Genomic DNA, 14,988 nt, shown 5'->3' with positions numbered 1-14,988 from the left:
GTCCGCAGCACGATAGGGGAAGACTTATCGAGGAGACAGGTCATGAAATTGCGCATGCACGCCATGGCGGCCGCTATCGCCCTGATCGGAACGTCAGGGGCTTGGGCCGGCGAGCCGGAGGCAAAGAAGTGGGTCGATTCGGAGTTCCAGCCTTCGTCGCTGTCCAAGGAACAGCAGATGGCCGAAATGAAATGGTTCATCGACGCTGCGGCCAAGCTCAAGGCCAAGGGCGTCAATGAAGTCAGCGTGGTGTCCGAAACCATCACCACGCACGAGTACGAGTCCAAGGTGCTGGCCAAGGCCTTTGCCGAAATCACCGGCATCAAGGTCAATCACGACCTCATCCAGGAAGGCGACGTCGTCGAAAAGCTGCAGACGTCCATGCAGTCCGGCAAGTCCATCTACGACGGCTGGATCTCCGATTCCGACCTGATCGGCACCCACTACCGCTACGGCGCCATCCTGCCGCTGTCCGACTACATGGCCGGGGCCGGCAAGGAATGGACCAACCCCGATCTGGACCTGAAGGACTTCATCGGCACCAAGTTCACCACCGCGCCCGACGGCAAGCTGTATCAGTTGCCCGACCAGCAGTTCGCCAACGTGTACTGGTTCCGCGCCGACTGGTTCGCGCGGCCCGACCTGAAGGAAAAGTTCAAGGCCAAGTACGGTTATGAACTGGGCGTGCCCACCAACTGGTCGGCGTACGAAGACATCGCCACGTTCTTCTCGAACGACGTCAAGGAGATCGACGGCAAGCGCGTCTACGGCCACATGGACTACGGCAAGAAGGATCCGTCGCTGGGCTGGCGCTTCACCGATGCGTGGCTGTCGATGGCGGGCGCGGCCGACAAGGGCCTGCCCAACGGCATGCCCGTGGACGAATGGGGCATTCGCGTGGCTGACGACAAGTGCACGCCGGTCGGCGCGTCCGTGTCGCGCGGCGGGGCCACGAACAGCCCGGCCGCCGTGTACGCGCTGACCAAGTACATCGACTGGATGAAGAAGTTCGCGCCGCAGCAGGCCATGGGCATGACCTTCTCGGAAGCGGGACCCGTGCCCGCGCAGGGCCAGATCGCGCAACAGATCTTCTGGTACACGGCTTTTACCGCCGACATGACCAAGAAGGGGCTGCCGGTCGTGAACGACGACGGCACGCCGAAGTGGCGCATGGCGCCGTCGCCGTACGGCCCGTATTGGAAGGACGGCATGCAGAACGGCTACCAGGACGTGGGCTCGTGGACCTTCTTCAAGTCCACCAACCCCGACAAGATGGCGGCGGCCTGGCTGTATGCGCAGTTCGTCACGTCCAAGTCGGTGTCGCTCAAGAAGTCCATCACCGGCCTGACCTTCATCCGCGACAGCGATATCAACAGCGAGTTCTTCACCAAGAACGCGGCCAACTACGGCGGCCTGATCGAGTTCTACCGCAGTCCCGCGCGCGTGGCATGGACGCCCACCGGCACCAACGTGCCGGACTATCCGAAGCTGGCGCAGCTCTGGTGGAAGAACGTCGCCACCGCGGTCACAGGGGAAAAGACCCCGCAGGCCGCGATGGACAACCTGGCCAACGAAATGGATCAGGTGATGGCGCGGCTTGAACGGGCGGGCATGGCGCAGTGCGCGCCCAAGCTCAACCCCAAGAGCGATCCGAGCAAGTGGCTGTCGGACCAGCACGCGCCGTGGAAGAAGCTGGCCAATGAAAAGCCGAAGGGCGAGACGATTCCCTACGAGCAACTGCTGTCGGCGTGGAAGGCAGGGAAGGTGAGGTAAGCGGCAGGCTCAGGGCGCCGCCAACTTCGCCACCAACGGCGCCGTCAACCGCGCCGCCAGCGCCAAGGATGCGGAGGCGCCGTCCAGGGGACGGCTCTCTGCGGGCAGGGCGCTGGCGGCGTCCGCCATCCACGGATGGGCGAATGCCACCACGTCCGCGCCGCCTTCCTGGGCGTCGCGGGCCGCTTGCGAGACGGCAGCAAGACATGCGGCCGTCTCGCCGCGCTTGAACAGATCCCAGGCAAGGGGCACCAGCCGCACGTCGACCGTTGCGTTGACCGGTCGCGCATGGCGTTCGAACAGCGCGCGATTGGCCGCGAGGGTGGATTCGACGGCGCACAGCACCACGATGCGGGCGCCTGCGCGAGCCGCCGCGTGGGCCAGCGCCTCATCCGCGCGGATGACGGGGGCGCCTATCCCCGTGATGCCGTCAACGACGGGACCGAGCGTGGCGCATGTGACAATCACGGCGTCCGCGCCGGCCGCCAAGTCCTGCAACGCCGCCGTGATGTCGTCCTGCACGCTGCCGGGTATCGCGCTGGCCGTGGCCCGCGCCTGATCAACGGCAATCCTGAACGCCGGCCGCACGGCATGGCGCAGCGCGCCGGCGGCCAATCCCGCGTCGCGGGCCGCCTGCTCGAAAATCGCCGGATTGCTGTCGATGGTGTGCAACAAGGAAATCTGCATGGGGTAAAACCTTGGGGCTTCGTGAATGTCGAAGCGGCATTCTGGCGCAGGCCGAAACCGGCAACAAGACAAGCCCGAATACTGGTATTGCCGATACCCTGCGCGCGACAAATCGATTCAACGCTTTTCCTCAACTTGCCCGTATGACCCACGCCTCGAAATTTCTGCACGTTCTGATTCCTGCCGTCCTGGCGCTTTCTGGCGGTGCGGCGCACGCCGCCGGCTTCCAGCGCCTGAATCTGCCGATGGACCAGAACGGCCCGGGCCTGCAAGGCGCGGTCTGGACACCGTGCGCCGAGCCCGCAGCGGAAATCAAGGTGGGCCGCGTCGCCATCCAAGGGGTGCAGGGCTGCAAGCTACCGGAAGGCCGCTATCCGCTCATCGTCATGTCGCACGGCTCGGCGGGCTCGTATCTCAGCCACCACGACACTGCGGCCGCGCTGGCGGATGCCGGCTTCGTGGTGGCGGCGATCAACCACGTGGGCGACAACGCGCAGGACAAATCGCGGCAGGGATATTTGTCGATCTTTTCCACCCGGCCCCGCGAAATGCGCAGGCTGATCGACTACATGACCGGCGCGTGGCCGGACAAGGCAAGGGTCGATCCCGACAGGATCGGCTTCTTCGGCTTTTCGCGCGGCGGGTATACGGGCCTGGTGCTGGCCGGCGCGGCGCCGGACCTGGCGGCGGGGCTGGCGATCTGCGCTGACCAGCCGTCGCTGCCGATGTGCCGTGACATCGCGGCCGGGAAGGTGCCGCAGCAACCCTATCCGGCGGAGCCACGCATCAAGGCGGCGGTCATTGCCGATCCGCTCAACGTGTTTCCGGGCGATGCGCTCAAGCGCGTGACGCTACCCATTCAGCTATGGGCGTCGGAGCGGGGCGGCGAAGGGGTCAGCCCGGCCAGCGTCGAAGCCGTGCGCCAGGCCCTGGGCGCCACGCCGGATTTTCGGGTGGCTGCGGGCGCGGGGCATTACGCGTTTCTGGCGCCGTGCTCGCCTGAACAGGCCGAGGCGCTGCCCGGCATCTGCCGCGACGAGGCGGGTACTGATCGGCTGGCGTTTCATCGTGAGCTGAACGCCCAGGTGACGGCGTTCTTCAAGGCGCGGCTGCAATAGCCGCGCGTCCGCGTTCCAAAGGAACAGCCGCGCGTCCGCGCTTTCCGGAACGTGCGCGCCGGCGCTTCGACGAATGGTCGCGCGCCGCCGCTTCAACGGTAGATGCGCCGCGCGGTCGATCAGTGAATGACGCGCGCCGCCCGGCGCGCGTGCTTGATTTCATACATGCGGGTATCGGCCAGTCGGACAGCCGCCTCCGCGTCCAGGCCCGCGGGGTCCAGCGCCACGACGCCGGCGCTGGCGCCTTCGTAGGCCACGGTGGCGTCGCCCAGCCGATATCGGCCCATGGAGGCGGCCAGGACGCGTTCTTCCATCGCTCGGGCGGCCTCGTCCGGCTCGGCCTGTTGGCTCACGCCGCCTTCGTCGGCACGTTTGCCTGTCAGCGCGGGGCCGGGCCCGATGAGCACGAATTCGTCGCCGCCCACGCGTCCCAGCATGTCCGACCCGCGCAGCGCCGCCGCCATGCGCCGCGAGACTTCCTGCAGAAAGAGGTCGCCAGCCTGGTGGCCGTACGTGTCGTTGATGCTCTTGAAACCATCCAGATCGATGACGCCGACCAGCACGCTGCCGTTTTCGCGCACGGCGCGCGCCAGCAGCCGGTCCAGCGCCTCGTAGACGGCACGCCGATTGGGCAGTCCCGTCAGGGTGTCGGTCAGCGCATAGGACATGAGCCGGACGTTGGCCGAGTGCAGCTGTTCAACGAGCATTTCGCGTTCGATGAAGCTGGCGATCACGCTGGAAAAAAGCTTCAGCACCGCTTCGGCCTGCGGGCTGATGTCGTGGCGCCGGGCACTGGCGGCGCACAGCGTGCCGTACAGGGCGCCGTCATCGGCGCGCACCGGCGCGCTGACGTAGGTCTGGATGCCCAACTGCCGGGCCGCGTCTGAATCCGGCCAGCATTGCGACACGTCGCTGGTGCACATGCGGCCTTCGTCCAGCGCGCGCTTGCACAGCGTGTCGTCCCAGGGCACGGACAGTCCTTCCGGTATCTGCAGCTGCCCCACGTTGCGCGCGTAGCGCACATGCTGCAGGTCGGCCTTGAGGTCGATGGCGGTGAGGTAGGTGGATTCAAGTCCGGTGACGGCGCCCAGCATGTCCAGCAGCGGGCGGGTCAACTGCTCGACTGACTTGGCAGCGGGCAGGGTGGTGGAAAGTTCGGCGAGGATGGGATCCAGCACGGCTGCTCCTGGATTCGTTGTCGGATGAACTTGCGGCCCGTGCTCCATGCCGGAGGCCGGGCCGCCAATCCCGCCATTATGCACGGCCTGGGGTTCAGGCCAAAGACTGCTTACGCCATGACCAGCGACCGGTGCGCGCAGACGCCGGCCATGACGCCGGAGGCGCTGGCCAGCGTGGCGTTCGACATCGGTGTGGACGCGTCGCCGGCGGCGTACACGCCGGGCACCGTGGTCTGCTTCAGCTCGTCCACGCGGATCACGGGCCCCAGCGGCCCCTCGTCGAACGCGCATCCCAGCTGATCTGCAAGCGGACTGGCCATGTGTGCGCGGCTGGCGACGAACAGCGCGCGCAGCGGCACCTCGCGTCCATCGGCCAGCACAACGCCGTCCAGGGCGGGCGCTGCGCCCAGCAGCGCGACTACCGGCGTGCGCTCGATGTGCACGCCACGCGCGGCGAGACGCTGCGCGTCCTCTGCAGAAGGTTCGAATTGATCTTGCGTGAAATACGTGGTCGGCCCCCAGTCGGGCAGCATCATCGCCTGATGGGCGGACATCGGATGCGCGGCCAGCACGCCCAGCGGATTGCCTGCGACTTCGTAGCCATGGCAGTACGGGCAGTGCAGCACCGTCTGCCCCCAGCGTTCCTCAAGTCCAGGCAGCGGCGGCAACTCGTCGCGCATGCCGGTGGCCAGGATCAGGCGCGCGCCGCGTACCTGCTTGCCGTCCGCCATGACGATGCCGAATCCGCCATCTTGCGGCTGGGCCTGGACCGCCTCGCCGTCCAGGAAGGCAACGGTCGGATAGCGGGCAAGTTGTGCGCGGGCGGTCGCTACGATCTCGTGCGGCGGCACGCCGTCCTGCCCGAGAAAGCCGTGCGCGTGCGCGGCGTAGCGGTTGCGGGGTTTGGCCGCGTCGACCAGCAACACCCGCCGGCGGGCGCGCGCCAGTTGCATGGCAGCGGACAGGCCGGCAAAGCTGCCGCCGATGATGATGACGTCGTAGTGCATGGTGAGACCCTCACGCGGTGGTTACGATACTTGATAAGTTGCATGATAGAAGCGCATGCGATCTTATGCAACCTATGTTGTTGCGTATTGCGTGATCGCGGGCAGGAATGCTGCTTGCAGCAGAGCGCCCCGCCGCATGGAGTCGTCCAGAGAACACTCTGCGCGTAGCGGCATCCTCCCCGCCGCCGGGTTGCGCCGGCCCCCCGGGCGGGACTACCCTGAAAGCCTCTATACCGGCAGCCCGGCCACACGCCGGCCGCCAAGGAGACTGGCATGCAGCACACGACTGACCTGAACGGCCGCGTGGCCGTGGTGACAGGCGCGTCTTCAGGCATTGGGCGCGCCATCGCAATAGGCCTTGCCGAAGCGGGAGCGCGAGTGGTGGTGAACCACCGGGCGGGCGGAGACTCCCAAGCCCGCGGCGCGGCGGTGGTGGAATCGATCCAGCGTAGCGGCGGGACGGCGGTCGCAGCCGCGGCAGACATCAGCCGGGAAGCCGACGTCGACCATCTGTTCGAGCAGGCCGTGCAGCACTTCGGACGGGTGGACATCCTGGTCAACAACGCGGGTGTTGAGCACCCGTCGCCCATTGCCGACATGACGCTCGCGGACTGGCAGCGCGTGATCGACGTGAACCTGACTGGCCACTTTCTGTGCGCCCGCGCGGCGGCCCGAGCCTTCAAGACGCAGCCGCCCGATCCCTCCCGCCAGAACCGCTCGGTGGGCAACATCCTCTTCATCAGCTCGGTGCACGAAGTGATCCCCTGGGCGTTCCAGGTGAACTACGCCGCGTCCAAGGGCGGCATTTCGCTGCTGATGAAATCCCTGGCGCAGGAGCTGGCGCCCGACCGCATCCGGGTCAACTCCATTGCGCCCGGCGCCATCCGCACCGCGATCAACCAGCCAGCGTGGGACACCCCGCAGGCGCTGGCCAAACTGCTGGAACTCATCCCCTACGGCCGGATCGGCGAGCCCGAGGACATCGCACAGGCGGCCGTGTGGCTGGCCAGCGATGCGTCCGACTACGTCACCGGCACCACGCTCTTCGTGGACGGCGGCATGACGCTATACCCCGAATTCCGCGGCGCGGGCTGAGGCGCGCATGTCCAAACCCCTGGAAGACTACGGACTCATCGGCAACATGCTGTCCGCCGCGCTGGTGGCGCGCGACGGCTCGATCGACTGGCTGTGCCTGCCGCATTTCGATTCGCCCGCGTGCTTTGCCGCCTTGCTGGGCGACCAGCGTCACGGGCGCTGGCTGATCGCGCCGCACGGCAAGATCAAGTCGACGTCCCGCCGCTACGTGCCCGACACGGCGGTGCTGGAGACCCGCTTCGAGACCCGTACGGGCTCGGTGCTGGTGTACGACTTCATGCCGCTCAGCGACGACGACGAGCGCGTGGACGTGGTGCGCATCGTGCGCGGCGAGTCCGGCCACGTGCAGATGGACATGGAGCTGATCCTGCGCTTCAACTACGGCCAGAGCGTGCCGTGGGTGCGGCGGCGCGATTATGGCCTGAACGCCATCGCGGGGCCGGACGCGGTCGAGCTGCATACGCCCATCGAGCTCGAAGGCCACGACATGAAGACCACGGCGCGTTTCTCGCTGCATCCGGGCCGCGTCGTGCCGTTCACACTGTCCTATCACCGCTCGCACCGCACGCCCCGGTTCGTGCCGGACCGCGTCGAAAGCATGGACCGCACCGTGTCGTGGTGGCAGGAATGGGCCAAACGCTGCCATTGGGACGGACCGGGCGACGGGCGTCGTGACGCCGTGGTGCGTTCGCTGATCACGCTGAAGCTGCTGACGTTTCAGCCGACGGGCGGGATCATCGCGGCGCCCACCACGTCGCTGCCAGAAGCGCTGGGCGGCAGCCGCAATTGGGACTACCGCCATTGCTGGCTGCGCGACTCGGCGTTGACGCTGTACGCCTTGCTCAACGCCGGCTATCGCGAAGAGGCCGAGGCGTGGCGCCAATGGCTGCTGCGCGCGGTGGCGGGACACCCCGATCAGCTGCAGATCATGTACGGCATCGCGGGCGATCGCTGGCTGCCCGAGCTGGAGATTCCGTGGCTGCCCGGCTACGAAGGCAGCCAGCCGGTGCGCCGGGGCAATGGCGCGGCGGGGCAGAGCCAGCTCGACATCTACGGCGAACTCATTGATACGCTCTACGCCGCCCGCGTCGCGGATCTGGCGCCGCTGGCCGAAGCCTGGCGCCTGCAGAACGTGCTGCTCAAGCCGCTGGAGCAGCGCTGGCGCGAACTGGACCACGGCATCTGGGAAGTCCGGGGCGAACGGCGCGCCTTCACGCATTCGCGCGTGATGTGCTGGGTGGCGTTCGACCGGGCGGTCAAGGCCTGCGAGCGCTGGGGCCTGAAGGGGCCGGTCGATGCCTGGCGCCGGCTGCGCGAACGCATCCACAAGGACATCTGCGAGCACGGCTATGACCGCACCCGGGGCTGCTTCGTGCAGAGTTACGGATCGCCGGCGCTGGACGCGAGCCTGCTGCTGATCCCGCAGGTGGGCTTTCTGCCGGCAAGCGATCCGCGCGTGGCGGGCACTGTGCACGCGATCGAACGGGAACTCATGCACGGCGGCCTGCTGCGCCGCTATTCGGTCGAAGACACCGACGACGGGCTGGAGGGCGAGGAGGGCGTCTTCCTGGCGTGCAGTTTCTGGCTGGCGGACGCCTACGTCATGCAGGGCCGGCTGGGCGATGCGGAGCGGCTTTTCGACCGTCTGCTGTCCCTGCGCAACGACCTGGGGCTGCTGTCGGAAGAGTACGACGTCGTGCGCCGCCGCCTGGTGGGCAACTTTCCGCAGGGTTTTTCGCATATCGGCCTGGTGAACACGGCCTACAACCTGAGCCGCGCCATGGGACCGGCGCAGCAGCGCGCGGAACAGGACGCGCCGCGGGGATAGGGACGGGCCGCGCGGGCTTAAAAGGCGCACCGCGGGCGTTGCACAACGCGCGCCGGCCGGGGCTCGCGCCGGTGTATTCTCGCAATCACACGGCGCCGCCCGCCCGGCGCCGGTCATGCACACCACAAAAAACGCGCGCAGCGGCTCGATCGACGGCCCGCCGCATCAGGAGAGACAAGCATGCTTTTGACCGACGAACAGCAAAGCGTCCAGGAGATGGCGCGCCGGTTTGCGCAGGAGCGCCTGGCGCCCAATGCCGAACGCTGGGATCGCGAACACCACTATCCCGCCGACGCCATCGCCGAAATGGCGCAGCTGGGCTTTTTCGGCATGCTGGTGCCCGAAGCGTGGGATGGCAACGACAGCGGCTATATCTCGTACGCGGTGGCGCTGGAAGAAATCGCCGCGGGCAGCGGCGCCTGCTCCACCATCATGAGCGTGCACAACTCGGTCGGCTGCATGCCCATCCTGAAGTTCGGCAACGACGACCAGAAGGCGCAGTTCCTGCGGCCGCTGGCGCGTGGCGAACACATCGGCGCATTCGCGCTGACCGAACCGCAGGCCGGCTCCGACGCGAGCAGCCTGCATACCCGCGCGCGGCGCGACGGCGACCACTACATCCTCAATGGCGCCAAGCAGTTCATCACGTCCGGGCGCAACGGGCAGACGGTCATCGTGTTCGCGGTCACCGACCCCGACGCGGGCAAGCGCGGCATCTCGGCGTTCATCGTCCCCACCGATACGCCGGGCTACAAGGTGCTGCGCGTGGAAGACAAGCTCGGTCAGCACGCGTCCGACACCTGCCAGATTGCATTTGAAGACATGCGCATCCCGGCAGCATGGCGGCTGGGCGAAGAAGGCGAAGGCTACAAGATCGCCTTGTCCAACCTGGAAGGCGGGCGCATCGGCATTGCGTCGCAGTCGGTGGGCATGGCGCGGGCTGCCTTCGAATGCGCGCGCGACTACGCCCGCGATCGACTAGCCTTCGGCAAACCCATCATCGAACACCAGGCCGTGTCGTTCCGCCTGGCGGACATGGCGACGCAGATCCACGCGGCCCGCCAGATGGTGCTGCACGCCGCGGCCTTGCGCGACGCGGGCAGGCCGGCATTGACCGAGGCGTCCATGGCCAAGCTGTTTGCGTCCGAGATGGCTGAAAAGGTCTGCTCGGCGGCGATTCAGACGCTGGGCGGTTATGGCTACCTGAAGGATTTTCCGGTCGAGCGCATTTATCGCGATGTGCGCGTCTGCCAGATCTACGAGGGCACCAGCGACATCCAGCGCCTGGTGATCGCGCGCAGCCTGTAGCGGCGCGGGGCAGGGGTGGGGCGGTTCGCGTTGTTCAGGAGCGGCCCTGTACGGACTGCCGCGCTTGGGCAGCAGCCGCAGCCGCGCGGCGCACATCGGCCCGGCGGCGCGCCCACACGGTATAGACGACGATGTTGCCCACGATCAGCACCGCCGCCAGCAGCATCTGCGTCGCCCGCGTGATGCCCTCGGGGTAGATGATGCCCAGCACGTAGTGCTCGATGAAGCCGCCCGCGTAGCCTTCCTGCCCCGCGCGTTCGCGCAGCGACACTTCCAGCGGCGTCAGCGGACAGATCCAGCCCATGCCGATCACCATCGCACCCCACGCCAGCGCCGGCAGGTGCCAGAACGCCATGCGCGGTTTCCACAGCGCCAGCAGGCCGCCGAACACCACGAACGCGACAAACAGGCCATGTATGACCAGCACGAGGTCGGCAAGGATGCGATAGGTCATCTTTGAAATGGGTAAATGGCGGGGCGCCGCAAACCGGCGGGAGGTGCATTAAAGCGTATGCCCGCACGTGGCGTGCGCGGCATTGGCAACAAGGCGAGACGGCTGATGACCGAATAGAATGCGGGCGTGTTCAATCCAAGATACTCCCGGAACCCACGCCATGCACGCTTCGATCACCGCCGCCATACAGGACGCCGAGGAACGGCTGCGCCAGGCCATGCTGTCCTCGGACATCGCCGCGCTGGAAGCGCTGCTGCATCCGGACCTGCTGTTCGTCAATCACATGGGCTGGACCGTCACGCGCGAGGATGACCTGGATGCGCACCGCGGCGGATTGCTGAAGATCCACGCGCTGGACCTGTCCGAACAGTGCATCCTGCCGCGCGCGGATTGCGCGGTGGTGTCGGTGCTGGCCCGCATCGCGGGCAGCTACAACGGCGTGCCGGCCAACGGCACGTTCCGGTTCATGCGAACCTGGGCGCCGGATTCGGGGGCGGGCGCTGCGGCGGGTGAGGGGGCAGGTGAGGCGGCCCGCGCGACGCCTGGTGCCACGGCAGGGGCGTGGCGCGTCATCGCGGCCAGTTCGGTGATGGTGGTCTGAAACCGCAGGGGCTATCAGACCTTCAGGTCGCGCAGCAGCTTGGTCAGTTCCGGCGCGGTCATCAGGGAGACGCCCTGCGCCTTGGCGTATTGCAAGGCGTTGTCGGACACGTCGCCCAGCGCGATGTAGATGGCTTCGCGGGCGCCGCGCTTTTCGCGCACGGCCTGCAGTTCGCGCAGCGGTTCCACGCCGTTTCTGGCGGCTTTCCAACGCTTGGCGCTGACGATGGCCACGTGGCCGTCCTTGCTCAGCGCGAAATCGGCGCCGGGCGCCTGCAGGCGCTCGACCTCACAGCCGTCGCGGCGGAAACCGGCTTCGACGGTCTTTGAAAAGTCTGCCCACGACATGGCGGCAACGGTTTCGGTCACCGCCTGCACGCGGGCGCCGGACGGCGCGCGCAGCTGCTTGTAGGCGGCCATGATCGAAATCACGGCAAACGGCACCGCAGCAAAGACGCCCATCGCGGCATACTCCAGCGGCAGCGCGGCAAAGCCGCCTGCGCTCAGCAGCACGGCCACGCCGGCGCTCATCCACCACGGCGAGCGCAGCAGCACGGCAAAGATGGAGTTCTGGGACATCTTGAATTTCATGGCAGCTCGCGGCGTGGTGGGATCAATAGGGAAGTCAGGCGCTGTCGCCGTGGTCGTCGTGGCCGCCGGCAAAGGCGCGGACCACGATGCGCACGCCGCCGCAGGTGACGATCTGACCATCGCGGATCTTGGCCGTCTTGCGCGTTTCGACTACGCCGCCGACGCTGACCTGGCCGTCGGCCACCAGCATCTTGCCGGCGCCGCCGCTGTCGACGACGCCGGTCGCTTTCAGCAGCTGATTGATTTCAATGTAGGGGCTGCCTTCGGCAAGCGTGAATTCGATGATGGACATGGAAGTGCTTCGGTAAATCGAGGTCAGGCGGGGCCGTTGCCGGGGGTGCGCGGATTGGCCGGGTTGGCCGGGTTGCCCGCAGCGGCGGGCTGGTCTGCGGACGGCGCGACGGACGGGGAGACGGCCGGGATGGCGGCCGGGGAAACGGACGAGCCGGCGGTTTGGCCCGCGGGCTGGGCGACCGGCGGCGTGACCGGCTGAGCCACGGACTTATCCGCGCCCGCGTCCGGGCTGGCCGTCGGCACGGGGCGGATGCCGCCGGTTTCTGCCCGCGCCATCCAGGCGATCAGCGACGAGCGCATGGCTTCCTCGACCGACATCTGGATGGGCTGCACCCATTCCTGCGGCACGAACACCGTATAGCCGCCAATCATGTAGCCCATCGGCAGGTAGACGGCGACACGATCGCCCTGGGTGAATCCCTCGGGCAGGCCGTCGGTGCCGCGGCGCGTCACCAGGCCCACCAGCTCAAGCTGCTGGCCCGGGATGCGCAGGACAACGACCTGCTGGGCGGTGTTCTTGGAACTGGGCGAGAAGTAATCCGCAAAGCTCTTGAGCGACGAATAGATGCTCTTGACCACCGGCAAGTTGGTGAAGGGCATCTCGACCAGGGTCAGGAACCGCTGCACGCGCTGCTTGGACACCAGGTAGCCGATGGCCAGAATGCCCAGGATGCCCAGCGCCAGGCCCATGCCCGGCACATAGAAGCCGCCGATGAAGGGGCGCAGGAACGTCAGCGCCACGCCTTCCGTCCAGGCCAGAAAGAGGTACAGCAGGTAGATCGTCAGCGCCAGCGGCAGGACGGTGATCAGGCCGCGGAAGAAGTATTTATAAAGACGGGTCATGGGCAAGAGCAAAAATTAGGGTCGGACGAGCGCATCGGCTCGCCGGGGAGGGCCGCAGCATAGCAGCCGCCGCAGGATTTATCGGTAACAAGGCGGACGCTTCTGGCCGGGGGCCCCAGGCCGGGCGCCCCTGGCCGGGCGCGGCGCATCCCTTCTTTTAGTGTGAACAGGCCCTAGCGGTCCACCGGCAGGAAGAGCGTCTCCTTGATCTCCTCCATCACGATGTAGCTGTGAGACTCGGCGGACGCGGGCAGCCGCTTCAGGATTTCGCCCAGAAGACGGCGGTATTCATTCATTTCAGACAGGCGCGCCTTGACCAGGTAGTCGAATTCGCCCGACACCAGGTGGCATTCCATGACCTCGGGCACGTACAGCAGTTCCTGCTTGACCTTGTCGAAGACGTCGCCCGACTTGGCCGACAGCTTGATCTCCAGGAAGACAAGCAGATTCTTGCCGAGCGCCGCCGGGTTGACGCGCGCATGGTAACCCGTGATGACGCCTTCGCGCTCCATGCGCTTGACGCGGTCGGAGCAGGGGGTGGCCGACAGGCTCACGCGCTCGGCCAATTCCGTGACCGAAATCCGGCCTTCGCGCTGCAGGATGTCGAGGATTTTGAGGTCAATTCGGTCGAGGTCGCGCATTTCACTAACGCCGGTCGAAAAACAAGGTTGGCCCGAGAAAAACCACTGCCCAAGGAAAATCTTCAGTGTTTTTCACTGCTGAAGGGGTCATAGACTACCGAAATTCCCAGACAAATCCAAATACCGGAAAGAATCATGCATGTGATCGTCCTCGGCAGCGGCGTCATCGGCACCACCACCGCCTATTACCTGGCCCGGCAGGGCGCCAAAGTGACCGTGCTGGACCGCCAGCCCGCCGCGGCGCAGGAGACCAGCTACGCCAATGCCGGACAGGTGTCGCCGGGCTATTCCACGCCCTGGGCCGCGCCCGGCATTCCGCTCAAGGCGATCAAATGGCTCTTCAAGAAACATGCGCCGCTGGCGATCCGCCTGGACTGCAGCCTGTTCCAGCTCAAATGGATGGCCGCCATGCTGGCCAACTGCTCGGCCGACCGCTATGCCGTCAACAAGGAACGCATGCTGCGCCTGTCCGAGTACAGCCGCGACTGCCTGCGTGAATTGCGCGCCGCCACCGGCATCCACTACGAAGAGCGCGCCCGCGGCACGCTCCAGTTGTTCCGCACCGAAGCCCAGATGGAAGCCGCGCGCCGCGACATCGCGGTGCTCGAAGAGGTGGGCGTTCCCTACGAATTGCTGGACCGCCACCGTCTCGTCACGGCCGAGCCCGCGCTCGCCAACTCCGCGCACAAGCTCACCGGCGGCCTGCGCCTGCCCAATGATGAAACCGGTGACTGCCAGCTTTTCACCCGCCGCCTGGCGGACATGGCGGCCGCACTGGGCGTTGAATTCCGTTTTGGCCAAAGCGTCACGGGCCTAAACACCGCCGGCGGCCAGATCACCGGCGTGCGCGTCGGCAACGAAGTCCTCACGGCCGACCGCTATGTGGCCGCCTTCGGCAGCTACACCCGCGGTTTTCTCGAGCCCCTCGGCCTGGACCTGCCGGTGTATCCGGTGAAGGGCTACTCCCTGACCATTCCCATGAAGGACGAGGCCGCCGCGCCGGTGTCGACGGTGCTGGACGAAACCTACAAGGTCGCCGTCACGCGCTTTGACCAGCGGATCCGCGTGGGCGGCATGGCCGAATTGTCCGGCTTCGACCTGCGCCTGAAGGACGCCCGCCGCAAGACGCTGGAGCTGGTGGTCAACGATCTGTTCCCCGGCAGCGGCCACGTGGCCCAGGCCGAGTTCTGGACCGGCCTGCGTCCCATGACGCCGGACAGCACGCCGGTCGTCGGCGCCACGCGCTACAACAACCTCTACCTGAATACCGGCCACGGCACGCTGGGCTGGACCATGGCTTGCGGTTCCGGCAAGCTGGTCGCGGATCTCGTCATGGGCCAGCGCCCCGCCATCAGCACCGACGGGCTCGGGTTGTCGCGCTACGATCGCAGCGCGGCGTCCCGCCAGCAACTGGTGCTGGACGGCAAGGGCGCTTGAGCAGGACTTAAGCTGCACCTCGAGGCGTGCTTGGGTTGCGTGATCCGCGCCTCGAATCGCGTCTGAACTGCGACTCACCGGCCTGCGCCTGATCTGGCGCTTGCACGGCCAGTAGGACGCACACCCGCCGGGCC

General features: G+C 66.8%; 14 protein-coding genes and 1 pseudogene. 7 read left to right on the top strand and 8 right to left on the bottom strand.

The genetic code is table 11. The annotated features are described in order from the left end of the window. The first annotated feature begins 42 nt into the window (after positions 1–42). Positions 43–1,773: an ABC transporter substrate-binding protein gene (locus MHZ91_RS15975; protein WP_175136656.1), complete on the top strand. Its 1,731-nt coding sequence runs from the start codon at positions 43–45 to the stop codon at positions 1,771–1,773. 9 nt (positions 1,774–1,782) lie between these two features. Here the strand turns inward: MHZ91_RS15975 and MHZ91_RS15970 are convergent, their stop codons facing one another. Further along, positions 1,783–2,460 (bottom strand): aspartate/glutamate racemase family protein, encoded by a 678-nt coding sequence (locus tag MHZ91_RS15970; RefSeq protein WP_239214539.1) that lies wholly within the window; start codon positions 2,458–2,460, stop codon positions 1,783–1,785. 143 nt (positions 2,461–2,603) lie between these two features. Here MHZ91_RS15970 and MHZ91_RS15965 point away from each other — a divergent pair, with 143 nt between their 5' ends. Next, the gene (locus MHZ91_RS15965; RefSeq protein WP_239214536.1) at positions 2,604–3,578 is read left to right on the top strand and encodes a serine aminopeptidase domain-containing protein; all 975 of its coding nucleotides are present in this window, start codon (positions 2,604–2,606) and stop codon (positions 3,576–3,578) included. 119 nt (positions 3,579–3,697) lie between these two features. Here MHZ91_RS15965 and MHZ91_RS15960 read toward each other — a convergent pair whose 3' ends face one another. Together MHZ91_RS15960 and MHZ91_RS15955 are read right to left on the bottom strand one after the other, a co-directional pair. Beyond that, on the bottom strand, positions 3,698–4,753 hold the full coding sequence (locus MHZ91_RS15960; RefSeq protein WP_239214583.1) for a sensor domain-containing diguanylate cyclase: 1,056 nt from the start codon (positions 4,751–4,753) through the stop codon (positions 3,698–3,700). Between the two features lie 113 nt (positions 4,754–4,866). Continuing rightward, entirely contained in the window at positions 4,867–5,763 is an 897-nt protein-coding gene (locus MHZ91_RS15955) for an NAD(P)/FAD-dependent oxidoreductase (RefSeq protein ID WP_239214533.1), read from the bottom strand. 273 nt (positions 5,764–6,036) lie between these two features. Between MHZ91_RS15955 and MHZ91_RS15950 the strand changes: the two genes are divergently transcribed. The 3 genes from MHZ91_RS15950 to MHZ91_RS15940 all read left to right on the top strand — a co-directional run bounded on the left by MHZ91_RS15950 (position 6,037) and on the right by MHZ91_RS15940 (position 9,994). Further along, positions 6,037–6,858, top strand: a complete 822-nt coding sequence (locus MHZ91_RS15950; protein WP_175121743.1) for an SDR family oxidoreductase — start codon at positions 6,037–6,039, stop codon at positions 6,856–6,858. A 7-nt stretch (positions 6,859–6,865) separates the two neighbouring features. Then, positions 6,866–8,686, top strand: coding sequence for a glycoside hydrolase family 15 protein (locus MHZ91_RS15945; RefSeq protein ID WP_239214530.1), 1,821 nt, complete (start codon positions 6,866–6,868; stop codon positions 8,684–8,686). A gap of 180 nt (positions 8,687–8,866) precedes the next feature. Then, on the top strand, positions 8,867–9,994 hold the full coding sequence (locus MHZ91_RS15940) for an acyl-CoA dehydrogenase family protein (RefSeq protein WP_218343674.1): 1,128 nt from the start codon (positions 8,867–8,869) through the stop codon (positions 9,992–9,994). Positions 9,995–10,028: 34 nt separating this feature from the next. Here the strand turns inward: MHZ91_RS15940 and MHZ91_RS15935 are convergent, their stop codons facing one another. Beyond that, positions 10,029–10,448, bottom strand: coding sequence for a DUF2784 domain-containing protein (locus tag MHZ91_RS15935; RefSeq protein ID WP_175121740.1), 420 nt, complete (start codon positions 10,446–10,448; stop codon positions 10,029–10,031). A 160-nt stretch (positions 10,449–10,608) separates the two neighbouring features. Between MHZ91_RS15935 and MHZ91_RS15930 the strand changes: the two genes are divergently transcribed. Continuing rightward, entirely contained in the window at positions 10,609–11,049 is a 441-nt protein-coding gene (locus MHZ91_RS15930; protein WP_239214526.1) for a nuclear transport factor 2 family protein, read from the top strand. Between the two features lie 14 nt (positions 11,050–11,063). Here MHZ91_RS15930 and MHZ91_RS15925 read toward each other — a convergent pair whose 3' ends face one another. From MHZ91_RS15925 to MHZ91_RS15910, 4 genes and pseudogenes are all read right to left on the bottom strand, one after another. Continuing rightward, entirely contained in the window at positions 11,064–11,639 is a 576-nt protein-coding gene (locus MHZ91_RS15925; protein ID WP_175121738.1) for a restriction endonuclease, read from the bottom strand. Between the two features lie 34 nt (positions 11,640–11,673). Continuing rightward, entirely contained in the window at positions 11,674–11,931 is a 258-nt protein-coding gene (locus MHZ91_RS15920) for an RNA-binding S4 domain-containing protein (RefSeq protein WP_175136648.1), read from the bottom strand. 206 nt (positions 11,932–12,137) lie between these two features. Further along, positions 12,138–12,776: pseudogene (locus MHZ91_RS15915) on the bottom strand (DUF502 domain-containing protein); the annotation flags it as partial. Positions 12,777–12,949: 173 nt separating this feature from the next. Further along, on the bottom strand, positions 12,950–13,417 hold the full coding sequence (locus MHZ91_RS15910; protein ID WP_175121736.1) for a winged helix-turn-helix transcriptional regulator: 468 nt from the start codon (positions 13,415–13,417) through the stop codon (positions 12,950–12,952). 135 nt (positions 13,418–13,552) lie between these two features. On the opposite strand from MHZ91_RS15910, the gene MHZ91_RS15905 reads away from it, so the two are divergent. After that, positions 13,553–14,854, top strand: a complete 1,302-nt coding sequence (locus MHZ91_RS15905) for a D-amino acid dehydrogenase (RefSeq protein ID WP_239214523.1) — start codon at positions 13,553–13,555, stop codon at positions 14,852–14,854. Positions 14,855–14,988: the final 134 nt, after the last annotated feature.

It is taken from the genome of Achromobacter sp. ACRQX, from assembly GCF_022346505.1.
GTDB classification, from domain to species: Bacteria; Pseudomonadota; Gammaproteobacteria; order Burkholderiales; family Burkholderiaceae_B; genus Achromobacter; species Achromobacter animicus.
Note: the sequence above shows the minus strand (reverse complement) of the source record. Positions and strands in the feature narration are given on the sequence as shown.